Genomic DNA, 15,474 nt, shown 5'->3' on the forward strand with positions numbered 1-15,474 from the left:
TGCCATACTTCGGGCGGGCGCGCTCCTGGTCCGGTTTCTGCCGGAAGAAGATGTGTTCCAACGGGAAGTTGGCTGATCGGAGGGGCTGGAATGGCGTTGATCGGGGGAGCTGATTGGGGAGCTTCGGCTCCATCTCTGTCGTGGTCGACGCCGACGTCCAGCATGGGGCCGTCCGGTCTTTGGGGGAGGCCGCCAATCGGCAGGTAATCCACAAAAACGCACACGGGGGTCTGTGCTTGAGCACGTCCCGGATATCCAATCGCTCCCGCCGACGCGGCAATCGCGATTACGGCTGCCAAGCCAGATCGTCGTGCGAGCATGTTTCCCATGGCCTTGAAGCCTCTCTGACCTGGGCTGCCGTTGGCCGGCAGTCATGCCGAATCCTACTTTGGTTGAGGTTCTGTCACATCGCTTTAGTTGAATTTATCGATGGTGTACATGAGCGGGTGGCATTACCTCGGATGGATTCGAGATACGAGTGAAAGTGATTGGTAATAGTGGTATTACGGTGATTTTTCTGTCGCATCGGCTCGGACGCATTCGGTGGCGGTGCCCAACTAAAGCGTGCCGCGTTACCGGTACATGCATCGGTAGTACGAGTGGCTGTTTATGCGAATAACCCGGACTCCTGGCGCACCTAGCCACGTCTCGGGTGGGGTCGCGAATGTGCCGGTTTCGGGTGGAAGAAAGCGCGATCCTGCAGGAGGTCTGGGGACCGGCGCGTCCGCATCGTGATCGACGCCAGCATCGAGCATCGGTCCGTCTGGCCTTTGTGAAACGCCGCCATTGGGCACGTAATCCACAAAGACGCATACAGGGGGCTGGGCGTCGGCGGGTCCGGCGTATCCAACTGCTCCCGCCAACGCGGCAATGGTGGTCGCGACTGCTACACCAGATCGTCGCGTGAGTACGTTTCCCATGGTCTTGGAGCCTCTCTGACCTGGGCTGCCGTTGGCCGACAGTCATGCTGGATCTTACTTTGGAGGGGGTCTGCCACGTCGCTTAACTGAGTTCTCCAAGTCGCCAAAATGAAGATCGCCCCATCTGCGATTGCGCAGATGGGGCGATCTTCTTGGTGGGGTGGCTGACGGGACTCGAACTCCTGTCACGGTCAGTGACCTGCGCTTTCCGCATGTTACGGAAATAAGATCTGAGCAGGTGTTTTAGTGGTGTTGCAGCGGTGTATCGGGGGAGTCGAGACGAGGTTTTCTCGAACGCATTACGCATCGGATTACGCATTGTGCTCAACCGAAGTCCAGCAGCGCGGCGGCGCGATCATCGGACTGCTTCGTCACGTGCGTGTAGATGTCTAGGGTGATGCGGACGGACTCATGGCCGAGGCGTTCGGCGACCGTCTTCGGGTCGGTGCCGTGGGCGATCAGAATGGTCGCGGCGCTGTGCCGCACCTCGTGCAGGTGAATCGTCGGGAGCACATCCTCACCGCCGAGCGCCGCTTGTGCCCATTCGACGCGGCGGGTGAACATCTCGGACGTGCTCGCCGGATTGCGGTGACGCTCCCAATCGCCGGGCATCGGGAACACCCACCGATCACCACGTACGAGATTCAGGTCACGCGCAGCCAGCAGCCGCCGCCAGTCCTTGAGGACAGTCACTGTGGACGGCGACACCCCGAATGAGCGGGCCTTGCCGTTCTTCGGCTTCTTGGTCTCGCCCGGACGGGCAGTGTCCAGGGTGCGCCGGATGTGTACCTTGCCGGTCTTGAGGTCGATGTCCGACCATCGCAGCGCCAGCACCTCAGAGCGCCGGGCACCGGACGCGGCGTACAGGTTCCACAGCGGGTGATCCGGGTCGCGGCGGACCTCTCGGTTCCAGGTGAGGAACGCGGTCATCTGCTCAGCGGTCCAGACCGTCATCTCGGCGGACTGCTCCGTCACTGCCTGCTTGCTCGGCTTGCGGATTCCGTCGCTCTTGGCGGGGTTGTCCAGGATGTGTTTATCGGCAATCGCCGCGTCCAGGAGTGCCCCGAGAGTGGTGGCGATCTTACGAACCGAGTTCGCGCCCAACGGCTTCGGATCAGACCACCGCCCCGAGATGGCGGGCGGCGCTTCGGTCTGCATCTGCCGGTACAAAGTGTTCAGACCCGTGGTGGTGATGGCGTCCAGCGTCAGGTCACCGATGCGGGGGAGTACGTGGCGGTAGAACTGGCGGCGGTATCCCGCCACGGTTGCTGCCGCCAAGTCCAGGGAATCCAGCCACTGCGCCGAGTAGTCCCGCAGCGTCGGGACCTTGGTGCCGATACGGAGTCCACGGGCGGCATCGCGCTGCGCTTTCTGCTTGGCCGTGTCGGCGGCTTTCTCGGTGAGAAACCCGGCCTTGGTGATGGTTTTCGTGCCGCGTTCAGGATGCGCAGGGTCACGCGGCACCTGAATCTGGTACCGCCAGCGGGTACCGCCCTTGATCGCGTAGCTGCGGGTGTATCCCGCCCCGTGGTACGCCTTCTTTCTCTTCTCAGCCACGGCGGTCACCTGGCCGCATCCGGTGCGCGAATGGCGGCACCTGCGCCCGCCGCCACGCTTCGACGGCGAACTCGTCTCGCCCGGTGTCCGTGTGCAGGGGTTCACTCAAAGGAGCGTCAGCGGTCAGCCAGTCCCAGAACTGGCCGGACTGAATGGTCGGTACCGTCTCTTCGCCACGGTCCGGTTCGGCGCTGGTGGGAATGAGCCATGCGATTCCGCCGTCTTCGTCCTCATCTACTTGAGGCATGAGTAGGGCAGCGGGAGACACCTCAAGGGCGGCGGCAATGGCCACTAGGTCGTCCACATCGGCCCTGCGGTCGAGGTTCTCGATGGCCGAGAGGGTGTTACCAGTGAGCGGACGCCCCACCTCCACCATCCGGTCGGACAGCTGAGCCAAGGTCAGCCCGCGAAGGCCACGGAAACGGGTGATGTTCGTGGCTACGGTGCGCCCGGTTGCGCCGAGTTCGATGGCTTTCCTGCCCATGTCAAGGGAGTATGCCACATCTTTCCGAATCTTCTCCCCGTATTGATCTATATATCTGTATCTTACGGAATTATCTGATAGATTGGAACTCATGATGGAGATGGATGCGGACCTGAGTCCGCTGCTGAGCTACACCGAAGCAGGCCGGTACCTGCGGAAGTCGGCGCGGTTCGTTCGTGACCTTGTGTATGCCGGTGAGCTGAGCATCCGTCGTATCGGACGCACGCCCTATGTGCACCGCGCCGACCTGGATCGCTACGTCGCTGATCGGGTGGAAACCGGGGACACTGCGCGTCGTCCGGGGATGACTCCGGCGCACAAGCGGCGAGGTGCCGCCTGATGACGAGTGAAACGATCGCGCCGCGCGGCAACGGATACGACGGATACTCGATGTCCAACAATGCTCGTGCGGCGGTGAGCTGCGATGCATGAGATCGTCGTGTACACCAAAACCGCGTGCCCCCAGTGCAACGCCACCAAGAAGGCGTTCGGCCACCATGGCATCTCATATCGTGCGGTAGACGTGGACGCTGATCCGTCAGCGCGGGATGAAGTTCGGGCGCTCGGATATTCGAGTCTGCCGGTGGTCGTGCTCCCTGATGGTCGGCACTGGGCGGGATTCCGCCCAGACAGGATCGCCGAACTGACGGAGAAGAAGCACGCCGCGTAAAGGATGAGCCGATCTCCCGGATTGACGTGATCCCGGCCAGCCAGGTGCCCGCGTGGATAGCCTGGCTCGCGATCTCAGGCTCAGCAGGGCGATGTGCAATGGTTCGTGCACGGGCAATGGGCGCCAAGAGTGTTGTGGGCGAACCGGATTGCGCGAAGCGGGGACAGAGGGGCGTTCGGTGACTAGCGTTCTGGGTAGGTCGGGGAGGCCACTCGGTTTTCCGAGGATTGAGGGGATTCGATGTCGGACGAGGTTGCGTTGTTGTTGGCGCGTGTTCGTGCGGAGTTGCCGCCGTCACTCGATCACGTTCCCGATGGTTGGCCGGGTGCGATTGAGTTGGCGTTGATTGATGCGGTGCTGTCGATACAAGCCCGCTATGGCACGTCTGCCGATACGGGGGTTCGGGGCGCTATCGGCAGATACAAGAAGGCTTTCCCAGATCGCGCTCCGTGGGACGATTTGCGGGTGCTGGCGGCTGTAGATGAGCAGTCCCTCGCAGAGGTACTGGGGAACCGTCAGAGCACGGGTGGTGTCCTTAAGGCTGTGGCCATTGTGGATGCGGCAGGAAGGCTTGCAGCTTCCGGTGCGGTGCACGCCCGCGATGTGCGGGACAGTCCCGGCCACCGGGGTGCCTACGTGGGGACAAAAGGGTTGGGGCCGGTCACCTGGTCGTATTTCCTGATGCTGTTGGGCCATGACGGGGTGAAGGCGGACACGCTGGTGACTCGCTTTGTCGCCCAGGCGATTAACCGCGAAGTGTCCGCAGAGCAAGTCGCTGAGCTGGTGACGGATGTCGCGAAGGAGCTTGAGGTTTCCTCTACGGTGCTCGATCACGCGATCTGGCGATATATGAGCGCGCCGCGCAAGAACTGAGAGGGGCTGGGATGTCAGGTGAGCCCGGCGCGTTGCCGATACCGCTTCGCGGGTTGCTCGGTGATCTGAACCCTGCCGAATGCAAGCTGCACTGCGCGGTGTGGAACGGCAAAGAGCATCCGATTGACGTTCTTGCCCGTTCTTGGGAGGAATGGGTTCAGTGGAGTCGTTGGCGTGGAGCCCGTGATGATTTCAACCGCAGGTACATCTTCGCGATGGCGCGAGAGAAGAAGGCCACGGAAAGCTGGCTTTTCGGTGGTGTGTTTGAGGTGTTGGGACGCAAGACAACTGCGCACACCCACTCCTACGACCTTGCGCTGCGTGAGGACATCATGGCCCCGTACATCAAGCGGTTAGTAGTGCGCTTCGGCTTGCCTGCGCGGATCACTCGGCTGAACCTGGAAACGTACCTGGAACGGATGAGCGTTGGTTCGGTGCTCGAACAGCCCTACGCGGGTGAGGCATTCCCCGGCCATGACCGGATTGATCATTCGCTGCAAGAGCTGCGCGTCGTGGTCAGTCAGAATCGACCGGATTGGCGTATCGCGCTGGAACACATGAAGGGCGTCTATGTCATTCACGACCAGGTGACGGGCGCACCTTACGTGGGTGCGGCCTACGGGGGCGAGGGTATCTGGCAGCGGCTGCGGCGGTACACCGAGACGCTGCACGGCGACAATGTGGCGCTGCGGGCGCTGGTGGCGGACAAGGGCACCGATTACGCCCTCCAGAATCTGCGGTTCGCGCTCCTGGAATTCTGGTCCAATCGAACCGAGGACCAAGATGTCACCGACCGCGAAACCTACTGGAAGCGCGTTCTGATGTCGCGGACCTTCGGCAACAACAGGAACTAGCCATGGGAGCCCGCGAAACCGTGTTGGCCCGACTGCTGGGCGCAGCGCCGCACACTCGGTCCCGGATCTACCTGCACACGGTGCCGCCGCAGGCCCAGCAGCAGCTTCACCGGCTGTACCGGGCGATGGGCGGGATAGCCGACAACTTGCCGCCCTATTACACGGGCGGCTGGGACGTGACGTTGCCTGATGGCCGGGTGGTCGAACTGGATGAGGAGCAGCATTTCACGTGCTACCGCGAGGTCAGCCTCCAGCAGAAGTGGGGCCGGGAGCTGCCGTGGCGGCAGCAATACCTCGAATACCTGGTCCGTTATGAAGCCGAAGGCGCGCGGGCAGCGGCCTCGCGGCCCGGCTACTGGACCAGCGACAAAGCGGTGCGGATGTTCGGGCCGTCCAGCCCGCGCGGCGTCTGGGAACCACTCGGGTCATCCCGAAGCAGGCAGCGCGCCCTCTACGACGCCACCAAAGATCTGATGGCGCTGCATGGAATGGTGCGCCTGGCCCGCCTGTCGATATGGGACCAGGTGGGTGGGGTACTGATGGGGGACGCGCTCAAGGGCCGCGCCCAGGTGGATACGAAGGCGTTGATGAAGCTAGTGGAGGAGCGGACGTTCCGGGGAGCCTGACCAATTCCCTCAAAATGTCCCGACTAGCTCGGGGACGTGCACCCATCCCAATTGTCCTTGTCGGCCAACCGTTCTAGCGTCGAGGCATGTCCGAAACCCCCACCATTCGAACTCATCTCATGGCACTGGCCGACCTGTTCGATGAACCACAACATCTCGCTGGACCCGACGCCGAGTCGTGCTCGGCTGCTGATCGTCCCGAGGCGTGGGCCGAGCTGACTACGGGGTGGTCTCGTGTCGTCGGTGCTGCTCGGGTCATCCAGAGCCGCCACGAGCTGGACAGCAGAGATGACGTGTTGAGCATGTGCGCCGATGCGGCCAGGGAAGCCGCTGTAGCCGAGCTGCGTTGGGTGTGGGCAAGACTCGTGAACAAGTTCATTGAGGCGGTCGAGTCCGATGCTTGATGCCGAGCCTCCATTGACGCCCGAGGAACGGCTGCTCGTCGTCAGCCTGTATGCCGGTCTCACATCTAAAGATGTGTTACACCCACGACAACACAATGCCGGCAATGGGAAACAGCAGGTCGGGCAGTCTCACATCTTGGTGTCACATACTCTGTCGCACAACCCGTCTCACTGGGAGTGTGCATGAGCACGGCGACCTATGTCCGTGTCTCCACGGGGCATCAGTCCATCGAGCAGCAGCGGGACGCCCTGGACTCGGCAGGAATCAAGCCCGACCGTGAGTTCTGCGATGTGGCATCAGGTCGTGCTGGGTCCGAGCGTCCTGGTTGGGCCGAGTGCCTGGCGTGGCTCAGGGAGGGCGACACGCTGGTCGTCGCGGCAGTGGACAGGATTGGGCGGTCGGTGCGCGAGGTCGCCACTGCCCTGGCCGATCTGACCGCGCGAGGCATCGCGCTGCGGTCGCTTCGGGAGGGTGTGGACACCAGCACACCCACGGGGCGGGCCATCGTGCAGATCATGTCCTCGATTGCCGAGTTGGAACTTGAGCTGGGGAAAGAACGGCGCACCGCTTCTCGTGAGGCGCGAGTGAGCCGTGGACTACCTGCTACCCGCCCACCGAAACTTCCAATGGGGCAGCAGGAACGGCTTGTTCGGCTCTATCAGTCGGGTGAGCCCGTGAGCGAGCTGATGTCGATGTTCGGAGTGTCCAGGGCGACGGTGTTCCGGTATGTGCGACAGGCTGGATGACCTGGTTGTATTGCGGGATGAACGTTCATGGAGACGACGCACCTCAGCGCGAGGACTATGAGGACGTTCGAGAGTTCATCCGCGACCATGACGCGTACTGGAACGCTGCTACGCCGACAAAACTGGCTGTCTTGCAACGGGCTGCGCGGCTGGCCAACGATGCCGCGATGGCCATAAAGATGCAGTTTGATCGCATTGATGGAGGCCCGATGGCTGGCGACCCTGATGGCTTCTGGAAAGCCCTCATCGACGTTGACTTCTTGATCGCGGCGTTGTGGCGTCTACATCTGGCGGGACGCCTCGCACAGTCAGCCCTCGGCGGTCGTTGGGTACCGCTGGAAGAGTTCAACGCGGCGCTGCCTGATTTGAAGCTCATGCGCGATGTGACACAACACATCCACGAGTACGGGACCGACTTCGACAGACGGCACAACCCCAACGTGGGTCGTCGTGCACTGGAGGTGAAAAGCCTTGGCAAAGAAGCATTCAACTGGCTTGGCGGCACACTCGATTTCAACAAGGCAGCGGAAGCATCGTCTGCACTGCTTTCTGCGATTCGTGCCGCACGAGACGATGAATACGAGCAGTCTCGTCGGGATATGACGTGAACTCCGATCACCTCATATCCAGGATCGACGCGCTGCTCGATGATGACGAGCCGCTCGATGATTGGCAGTACGGCTGGTCGGACGCTATGCGGTGGGCTCCCGGCGATGCTGGTACGTACGGGGTCGAGGAGGATCAGCCCGACAGTGAGCTGGATTGCGGGTGGGATTGGCACCTCGACGCCCAGATTCACGCTATTCCTGCCGAGCAGGTTCCCGAGTGGACGAGATGGCTGGAGACATTGGCGGAAGCCGAACGGGGCGAGATTGCTTGGTATGTAGTGTGTTTCCGTTGTGGTGCAGTAGGGGAGCGGTCGGTGGATTGTGGGTGCAGCGAGTTCAGGGTACGGGGACGCCTTCTTTGAGGAAGTACAGGCCCGCGATGGTGCCGTCGGGGTGCACGGTCAGCCTGAACTGGCCAGGCGCACGTTCCATCTGCAGAGGCACGTTGACCACGGTCAGCTCCCCGCGCCGAATGTCTTCGGGTTCCCCGTGTGATTGGTATGTGCCCAGCAGTTCTTGGTAGGTGATCCATGATTGCCCCAAAGCTGGAGCCGACAGCATGTCCGCCATGGTCGGGTCGAAATGGGCTGTGGCGGCTGCATTGTTGCCTTGCACGATCTGATCCAGCGTCGCTAAAGCCAGTTGGTCGGGGCTATCGGCAACGCTCGCTTTTGGTGTGTCCGCCCCACCGCAGGCAGTCGCACTCATGGCAAGAGCACCGAGCGTTTCAGCATCGCCAGCGTTTGCCGCATATGCAAGACGGTACGCGATGGACAACGAGGTCGGGGCGGTTATCCGTCGAGCACCGTGGGGATGAGGTTACGGACTTGCTCGGTGTACTGGGTCTGGGTCTCTTCGAACGCTGTCACTATGCGTGTGATGCGTTCGCGGTAGGCCGTTGCGCGTTCGGTGCGCATGGCCTTCTCAGCCTGACGCTGGACAAGTAGTTCGGGGTCGGCGTCGGCCCCCAAGGCAGGCCAGGTGTGGGCGTCGGTGATTTCCCAGTCGTTGGCGACCTCGAAGCCTTCCGATTGCAGGCGGTCGAGGAATTTGATCATTACCTCGCGGCGCGGTCCCACGATGTCGGCCCATTCGGTGATGAGATTGTCCAGTGCCATGAGGGTGTCCACTAGCGCCGAGAGTGCTTCCACCACCACGGGCATTTCCACGATAAGTCGAGGGTTCACCGCTTCCTCTTCGGGATACTGGTCTGCGATGACTTGTGCGCGACGGGTCAGCTCAGCGAGCACCTCGTGGACAGCGACTCCCACTTCTCCTGCGTGGTGGGATAATTCGGCTGCTTGGTCGCGGCGCGCACGCAGCAGCGCCAACACGTCGTGCGGACTACCTTCCACGCGGTCAGTTTCCCACAGCACGTGATTGCGAGTGTGAAGCTGTCGCCAAGTGCTTTATCCGTTTGCCAACTGACGCTGTTCGACGGCGTGGAGAGGTCAGAGAGGCAGACGGGTGGTGCGCGGGCACTGAAAGGTGTGCCTATTGAACTGATTGCATCCATGACGTAGGACTACCGCCGTCATCGTCGTCGGGATCGTCGCGCCGCTGCAGGTAGGTGCGCCACTCCTGCTGGATTCGGCGTTGGCAGTCCTGTTCAATCTGTTGTCGCACATCGACGGGAACGGTTCGGTCGCCTAAATCGAATAGGGAACCAGCGTCGCGTTCCCGCTCGTCAGCGAGCCAATCCGCAAGTCTCTCATCCACCATTGCGCGGTAGCGTGCGCGGAACACCTCGGCGTCAGGGTCTTCGAGCTCTGCGGTGTTCTTCTCATCCTCGTCGTCTGGACGCGGGATGTCCTCAATCTTCTTGCCCAACAGGCGAGCCAACTCTTCACGGGACGGCACCGCGCCTGTGCGCAGGGCTTCCTGCATCAACGGATGCAGATGCGCAATGTCAGACATACTCAGACTTTGGGTATCCAGCCAGACCACGACGGCGACAACACAAAAGCGCGGCCCTGCGGGTCCTTGCACGCCGTGGTCCCCTTGTCATCAACACCACAGGTCACGTCGCTGACCGTGATGGAATGAAACGGAGGCAGAGCCTTAATCTGCTGCCCGAGAACGACACCGGACGCTGGAGCCGCGTTGGTTTGCTTTAGTCCCCCATCCGTACTGATCCAGTTCACTCCATTGGCTCCGGCAGAGGGATTAGAAGCTGCGGGGGGGACTCCAGGGAAGTTGTTCCCCATACATTGGGCAACCAGAGTGGGGAAGTTGCACATGATGCCATCTGGGGTGAGGAAGTATGTTCCTGAGCTGGGATGTCCAGGGCTTGTAGTGTCGATGCGGTAATCGACAATGTCAACGGGCGTGTAGCTGCTGAGGTCGGGGAATCGGGCTGCGTCGCCGGATTTGGGTGGCTCGGTGGGAGTCGTTGTTGGTTCGGCGGTTGCTGTGCATGCGCTGAGCAGGGCGGCACTGATGAGTCCTACCGTGACGGCGATGGTCTTGGCGGTCATGTGGTGTCCTATCGGCTCAGACGGTGTTGGCGTTATCAACACCTCTAGTTGTGGGGGTTCACTTGGAATTGCTCGACGGTATAGGGGATGCCGTTGTTGTCTGGTGTGGTGTTCCATTGGCTGACCAGGATTCCCATGTTGTCCAGTGTGGCACCGGGCATGATGTAGCCGCCGTAGTTCTGCGGGACTCTGGTGGGATCACCCCACGGACCACCCTGCGCAACTGTTGTGGTCTGGCTCTGGCCAGCGTCAAATATCTGCGTAGCAAGCCCGCTGCTGACGTGCACTTCGGTGTTTCCTGTACTGCCGTTGAAACCTGACAGAACGGGTCGTCCTTCCACCTCGCGGAAGCTGATTTCCCCAAAATTGTCGCCGCTCACACGAGCGGCTGATTGCGCGGAGTTTTCGCCTGGTTGTCCCCAGCCGTTGCCGTTCCAGGGTTGCCAGGCGTTGCGGTCGGTGATGTGGTCGGGATCGACGCTGTACATGGTGACGCTTTGGTGGCGGTCAAAGCCGTCGGCGGCGATGTAGATGCGTCCGTCGTTGCCTTGGTAGCCGCTGATTTGGGTGGGTGGTTTGGTGGGGTCGCTGATCCGTGGGGGCTCCCCCGGTGCCTTGTTGGGGTTTTCTATCGACGCCCAGGGTTTGTAGCTGCCATCCACGGGTTTCCAACCGCCGGCGGGGTTGTTGTTGACTTCGACGAGCCAGGAGCCGCCTTTGGGTGCTAAGCCTTCGTTGGTGTTGGTGCCTACGACCATCATGTAGGTGCGTCCGTCGCGGGTGGTGATACTGCCTGCGGGCAACGAGTTGTTGGCCCCGGCGTCTTTGGCTGCCTGTGGTAGTGGGAACAGGGTGTTGCTGCCGTCTGGTCCGGTAATTGGTGCCCCGAAATGTGCCTTGCCGTTCGCGTCGAAGGTGACTGGCACGGCCACTGAGGGGAAGTGTTCGCCTTCGCCCATCCTGCCGCCGCGATACGAGTCGCCAAGAACCGCGACGTATTGCCCGTTGGGCAGCTGCACGATCTCGCCCAGGTCGGCGGCACCGATACCAGGGATGTTCGCGCCCGTTCCTGCAACAGAGCCGAGGTTGCGCACCTGTCCATCAGATAGACCCGGTGGCAGCACAAGCGGTGTCCCGGTTCCAGTGAGTGCGTCGATGGCGCTACCGATCGCGGTGGCGGTGTTTTGGTCGGCCACGCCAAGTTCGTCGGCGAGGCGTCGCATGTTGGCGGTTTCGGTTTTGGCTTCGTTGGTGCGTTGGGCTTCCAGCTGGTTGATTTGTGCTTGCAGTCCCGCTGTGTCGTTGGGGTCCATCATTTTTGCGAGTCGTCGGCAGGCGGGGTAGTCGTAGGTGTCTTTGGCTTCCCAGTCCTCGGTGACGCTGTAGCCGTTGCCTTCCAACCCTTGGGCTTTGGATTTGAGGCCGTCGATCATCGGCCCCATGGTCTTTTTGCCGTTCTCGTAAGCGTCGGCCAGGGCGTTCAGGTCGGCGGCGACGATACGCTTTTGGGTCAGTTCACGGTCGGAGCGTGCTACAGCGGATTCGCGGGCCTTACCTTCCCAGTCGAAGTTGTTGATGGTGGTGTGCACGCGTTCCCCCGAGGAGGCCACCTTCGAGGCGGCATCGCGCAGGGGTTGGGCCATGTCCCCGAGGGCGTTGACGTTGGCCTTGAACACCTGGCTCTTTGATGGGCGACCCATCAGGCGCTCCTCGTTGACGTGATCGTGGCCGCAGTCGGTGGCATGAGGCTACTTGCGGGACAGGTTCATATCGCCCATCCCGGTCAGTCCGGTAGCGACTTGCTGGGACATCCACGGCGGGGTCAGCAAGCCGGGAGCGAGTGTGCTGGAAACCAACTCGAAGGTGTTGCCGGTGTTGCGTAGCAGGTTGGCCATGATTTCGTCGCGTCCCCCCACGATTTTCAATGCTGATTTCACCGCGTCATCGGCAGCCGAAAGCTTGCTGGCCGTCACAAACCCCTCCAGCCCTGTGACCGCTGCGGTCTCGTCGGGTATCGCGATCCCGGTGATCACTGCCTTTTCGGCGTCAATGCTGTTCGCGCCCGCGCGCAACTCATTCGGTGTGACCTTGAGAGTCATCGACAGCCCCTCCCCGCAGCTAACTGGTGACCGCAGTTTACCGCAACGCTGTTTGCGCAGGGGCTCATCGTGGTCGTTGAGGGGCTGTGCGTGGGCGTTTGCCTGGCGGGGTGTCGTAGTGCTGGGCTATGTCGTCGAGTTTGGTGGCGGTGTCGTTGAGGCGGGCGGCGACCAGGGCATGTTTTTCGTTGATGCGGTCCAGGGCCTCGTTGCAGGCGTAGGCGCTGGCTTGCAAGGCGGTGGTGTCGTAGCGGGTGTCGATAGGCACCAGTTGAGCGGTACGCTCGCGCAGGTCTTGGGCGAGTGGCCGTAAGCCTCGGGTGTCGGCTTTCTCGCCTTTTCGGTCTGTTTCTTCGGCGATGTCGTACATATCGACGGCGTGCCCGTGGGCTACGGCAGCGCTGCGCCAGGCTTTGACCGCTTCCATCATGTTTCGGCGGGTTTCGTCCAGGTGCGCGGTGGGCCAGTTCTCCATCTGGTAGCCCGCCGCACAGGCGGTGGGGGGACACAAGCATGTTGTTGAGCGTCGCAAGCTCTTTAGCTGGCGGCTGCGCCGGTGTCGGCTGTGGTGGTGATGGGTGTCCATAGGTTGGTGTCGCGGTACTGGCGGTGGGCGGTCTGGATGGTGTCGGCCAGGTGAGTCAGGTGTTGTTGCATGGTGGTGGATGTGATGGCCATCGCGGCGGCGTGTTCGACCATGATGGTGTCGAATGCTTCGGTGAGTTCACCGACCAGTAGCTCGCTGCGCACGAAGGTGGTGAATGCCTCGATGCTGGGGGTGGCGAAGGTGTTGCTGACGTGGCGTACTCGTACGAGCACGTCTTCGAGATAGGCGGGGTCGAGGATTTCACCGCCGGCCAGTGGGCGTGGGGCTGCGGCGGTGATGGCGATGGTCAGTTCGGGCAGCTGGGGTGCTCGCAGATCCTCGGGTACGTTCCAGTCTCCGCTGGCTCCGTAGGGGGTCCAGGCCGATGTGAGGGCGGTGGCTGCGGTGCCCATATGGGTGCCGATGGCGTGGATGTGTCGGCGGTACGCGGCCATGACGGTGGCGGTGCCTGAGAGCAGCGCACTAGCAGCCACTTGCTGAGGTTCATGGTGTTGGGCGTCGATGACTGCTTGCAGGATTTCTGCTCCCGCGACGGCCATCGTGTCGGCAAGCTCACTTAGGCCGGTGAGCGCGACTCCGATGATGGGATTAAGCATCGAATACACCAGGGTGTGCGGGGCACCGGGGCAAGTGTTCGGCGAACGGCTCAGCCATGGACGCGATTGTGCAGCAACCCTCGGCGATCTGTCACAATCGGTTCTGGGTGCCGCTCTCTGACGGTCCTCCGTAACCCCCAGTGAACAGAGGGCGGCACCTATCTCATGCTGGAGCCCGGTCCCGACCGAGTGCTGATCTCGCGTGTGGTCCTACCGCAGGTGATTGAGGGGTTTCACCAGCTCACTGATGTTGATTTCTAGCCCGATGGCCAGGCGCAACAGCGCCTTGGCGGTGGGGTTCAGCTTTCCATTTTCGTACCGGTGGATCGTGTTGCGGGGGATGCCCGTGCGTTCGGCAAGCTGGTCCAACGTGAGTCCTGCGGTGACGCGCTGCTTCTGAATCTCGACCGCGAGTGCGGTGATGTCGGTGTCCGGGTCGGGGACAAGGGACACCTTTTTGCTCGGCACCCGTCAAGACTGGATGCCGCGAACCCCCAGGTCATCGACGTATAAGTAGACAAATCTACGTATGAGTTGATACGTTCGGCGTAACACCACGAACTCGTGACACCAGGAACTGAGGGGGCTGGGATCGGCGGATACAAAGCTGTCTCGCTGCTGGCGGGTGGTGCGGGTTTGGTCATCGCGGTGGCGGGATTTCAGACCTGGGTCGAAATACCCAGCGTGGGAGTGAGGGTCTCGGGGACCGGCGCGTTCAGCTCCGTCGTGGCGTGGATGGCGGATACACCCGTCATGGAGCACGGCTATCCCATCGCGTGGGTCACGCTGATACTGGGTCTGGCCATCATCGGTGCGTCTGCGTTGCACTACACCGAGTCTCTCGATTCCGACTCGGCTCTGAAAACCGTTGCACTACCTGGTTTTCTGGGCGTGGCGCTCGCCGTGCTCGCGATATTCAACAAGGCCACTCTCATCAAGGTGCCCGAGGACGAGTTGCAGGGCGTGTCGCTGGACACGGGCAGCGGGGCCATCGAGGTGCTTATGGCCTCCATTGCCGTCCTGGTGCTCGGGTTCGTGTTGTCGGGTCTTGATACATCCACCTATGTGCCTCGGCGTCCGAGCGCTCCTTCACGCCCAGCGAGCACAGCATCAACGACGCAGAACAGGTCCGCTAAGAAGAAATCCACCTCCAAGAAAAAGAAGAAAGCCAAGAAGAAGCCACTGAGCAAGACGGCGGTAAGCGCGGTCGCAGCGCCGAACGCTGATCACGTCACCGCAGCGCCCGAACGGGACATCGCACAGGCAACCGAGGAGTCCAAGACGGTCGAGGTCGCCGAACAGGTGGTGTACACGGGCGGTTCGGACGGGCAGCCGCCGATCTGGGTGACGCACTGGTGCGCACAGCTCCCTGTGTCACTGCGTTCCGCTTTGGCGGTTCCTGGTGTCACGGACAGTGGCCCGGTTCTGCTATTGCATCCCGGTGGCGGTGTGATAGAAGAAGACCTGCTGTCGTCGATTGTGCGCGACGAAAAGCCCTGGCTCCTTGACGATTTGTCGTACGTCTCCTGGGAGGCCGGACTCGGCCCCGTAATCGTCGAAATCGGACGACGGTACACCGTGCTCGAACTCATCCGTGACGACACCTGGCTGACTCCACTGATGCAAGCCGCTGGCATCGCCACCACCGAGACCCGTGTGGAGACCGGAGGCGACGAACGCGGACGCTACGAGCGGCACGTGACGACCATTGACGTTCCAGTGCTCATCGGCGCTGCCGTAGACGAGAGCGGTCTGGTTCTTCGGTTCGCCGAACGGGCAGGCGATTCAGCAGACCGATGGACCCGTGGCCTACCAGCGCTGCGCGAAGGCTTGGCAGCCGAGGGTATGAACACCGCGCACCTGCACGTGGCGGACGGCCCCGAAGGCAGCATCGAGCTGCGGTTCAACGACACCGAAGAACTTGCCGTAAGCGTCAAAGAGTAAGTGACACA

Annotated in this window: 20 protein-coding genes; 9 read left to right on the forward strand and 11 right to left on the reverse strand. The window is 61.9% G+C overall.

Going from position 1 to position 15,474, the window contains the following annotated elements:
* Nucleotides 1–1,244: 1,244 nt before the first annotated feature.
* Together AOT83_RS04900 and AOT83_RS27245 are read right to left on the reverse strand one after the other, a co-directional pair.
* Nucleotides 1,245–2,477, reverse strand: coding sequence for a site-specific integrase (locus AOT83_RS04900; RefSeq protein ID WP_162295409.1), 1,233 nt, complete (start codon nt 2,475–2,477; stop codon nt 1,245–1,247).
* Nucleotides 2,470–2,961 (reverse strand): helix-turn-helix transcriptional regulator, encoded by a 492-nt coding sequence (locus AOT83_RS27245; protein WP_070914457.1) that lies wholly within the window; start codon nt 2,959–2,961, stop codon nt 2,470–2,472. Before AOT83_RS27245 ends, AOT83_RS04900 begins: the two co-directional genes overlap by 8 nt.
* A gap of 91 nt (nt 2,962–3,052) precedes the next feature.
* Between AOT83_RS27245 and AOT83_RS04910 the strand changes: the two genes are divergently transcribed.
* From AOT83_RS04910 to AOT83_RS04945, 8 genes are all read left to right on the forward strand, one after another.
* Entirely contained in the window at nt 3,053–3,301 is a 249-nt protein-coding gene (locus AOT83_RS04910) for a helix-turn-helix domain-containing protein (RefSeq protein WP_030095003.1), read from the forward strand.
* Between the two features lie 84 nt (nt 3,302–3,385).
* On the forward strand, nt 3,386–3,631 hold the full coding sequence (gene nrdH / locus AOT83_RS04915; protein WP_030095004.1) for a glutaredoxin-like protein NrdH: 246 nt from the start codon (nt 3,386–3,388) through the stop codon (nt 3,629–3,631).
* A gap of 240 nt (nt 3,632–3,871) precedes the next feature.
* The gene (locus tag AOT83_RS04920; RefSeq protein WP_030095005.1) at nt 3,872–4,504 is read left to right on the forward strand and encodes a hypothetical protein; all 633 of its coding nucleotides are present in this window, start codon (nt 3,872–3,874) and stop codon (nt 4,502–4,504) included.
* An 11-nt stretch (nt 4,505–4,515) separates the two neighbouring features.
* Nucleotides 4,516–5,358, forward strand: coding sequence for a GIY-YIG nuclease family protein (locus tag AOT83_RS04925; RefSeq protein WP_030095006.1), 843 nt, complete (start codon nt 4,516–4,518; stop codon nt 5,356–5,358).
* A gap of 2 nt (nt 5,359–5,360) precedes the next feature.
* Complete coding sequence (locus AOT83_RS04930) at nt 5,361–5,984, forward strand: hypothetical protein (protein WP_044104306.1); 624 nt, start codon at nt 5,361–5,363, stop codon at nt 5,982–5,984.
* An 86-nt stretch (nt 5,985–6,070) separates the two neighbouring features.
* Nucleotides 6,071–6,388, forward strand: coding sequence for a hypothetical protein (locus AOT83_RS04935; RefSeq protein ID WP_230325251.1), 318 nt, complete (start codon nt 6,071–6,073; stop codon nt 6,386–6,388).
* A 183-nt stretch (nt 6,389–6,571) separates the two neighbouring features.
* Nucleotides 6,572–7,135: a recombinase family protein gene (locus AOT83_RS04940; RefSeq protein WP_057965012.1), complete on the forward strand. Its 564-nt coding sequence runs from the start codon at nt 6,572–6,574 to the stop codon at nt 7,133–7,135.
* Nucleotides 7,136–7,152: 17 nt separating this feature from the next.
* Nucleotides 7,153–7,743, forward strand: a complete 591-nt coding sequence (locus tag AOT83_RS04945) for a hypothetical protein (protein ID WP_057965011.1) — start codon at nt 7,153–7,155, stop codon at nt 7,741–7,743.
* 336 nt (nt 7,744–8,079) lie between these two features.
* Here the strand turns inward: AOT83_RS04945 and AOT83_RS04955 are convergent, their stop codons facing one another.
* The 9 genes from AOT83_RS04955 to AOT83_RS04990 form a co-directional block, all read right to left on the reverse strand.
* Nucleotides 8,080–8,451: a DUF3887 domain-containing protein gene (locus tag AOT83_RS04955; protein WP_052399456.1), complete on the reverse strand. Its 372-nt coding sequence runs from the start codon at nt 8,449–8,451 to the stop codon at nt 8,080–8,082.
* Nucleotides 8,452–8,534: 83 nt separating this feature from the next.
* Entirely contained in the window at nt 8,535–9,098 is a 564-nt protein-coding gene (locus AOT83_RS04960; protein ID WP_230325250.1) for a hypothetical protein, read from the reverse strand.
* 139 nt (nt 9,099–9,237) lie between these two features.
* Nucleotides 9,238–9,660 carry a hypothetical protein gene (locus AOT83_RS04965; protein WP_057965010.1) on the reverse strand — a complete coding sequence of 141 codons (423 nt, stop codon included), beginning with the start codon at nt 9,658–9,660 and terminating at the stop codon, nt 9,238–9,240.
* Between the two features lie 2 nt (nt 9,661–9,662).
* Nucleotides 9,663–10,220, reverse strand: coding sequence for a hypothetical protein (locus AOT83_RS26660; protein WP_070940791.1), 558 nt, complete (start codon nt 10,218–10,220; stop codon nt 9,663–9,665).
* Nucleotides 10,221–10,264: 44 nt separating this feature from the next.
* Complete coding sequence (locus AOT83_RS04970) at nt 10,265–11,920, reverse strand: DUF4185 domain-containing protein (protein WP_057980016.1); 1,656 nt, start codon at nt 11,918–11,920, stop codon at nt 10,265–10,267.
* Between the two features lie 48 nt (nt 11,921–11,968).
* Nucleotides 11,969–12,319 (reverse strand): hypothetical protein, encoded by a 351-nt coding sequence (locus AOT83_RS04975; RefSeq protein ID WP_030095016.1) that lies wholly within the window; start codon nt 12,317–12,319, stop codon nt 11,969–11,971.
* Nucleotides 12,320–12,383: 64 nt separating this feature from the next.
* Complete coding sequence (locus AOT83_RS04980; protein ID WP_030095017.1) at nt 12,384–12,794, reverse strand: hypothetical protein; 411 nt, start codon at nt 12,792–12,794, stop codon at nt 12,384–12,386.
* Between the two features lie 62 nt (nt 12,795–12,856).
* Nucleotides 12,857–13,522: a hypothetical protein gene (locus AOT83_RS04985; RefSeq protein ID WP_030095018.1), complete on the reverse strand. Its 666-nt coding sequence runs from the start codon at nt 13,520–13,522 to the stop codon at nt 12,857–12,859.
* Between the two features lie 210 nt (nt 13,523–13,732).
* Nucleotides 13,733–13,990 (reverse strand): helix-turn-helix transcriptional regulator, encoded by a 258-nt coding sequence (locus tag AOT83_RS04990; protein ID WP_052399462.1) that lies wholly within the window; start codon nt 13,988–13,990, stop codon nt 13,733–13,735.
* A gap of 96 nt (nt 13,991–14,086) precedes the next feature.
* Here AOT83_RS04990 and AOT83_RS04995 point away from each other — a divergent pair, with 96 nt between their 5' ends.
* Nucleotides 14,087–15,466 (forward strand): hypothetical protein, encoded by a 1,380-nt coding sequence (locus AOT83_RS04995; RefSeq protein WP_057965008.1) that lies wholly within the window; start codon nt 14,087–14,089, stop codon nt 15,464–15,466.
* Nucleotides 15,467–15,474: the final 8 nt, after the last annotated feature.

Origin of the sequence: Mycobacteroides sp. H001, from assembly GCF_001440005.1 — a bacterium.
GTDB lineage: Bacteria > Actinomycetota > Actinomycetes > Mycobacteriales > Mycobacteriaceae > Mycobacterium > Mycobacterium gwanakae.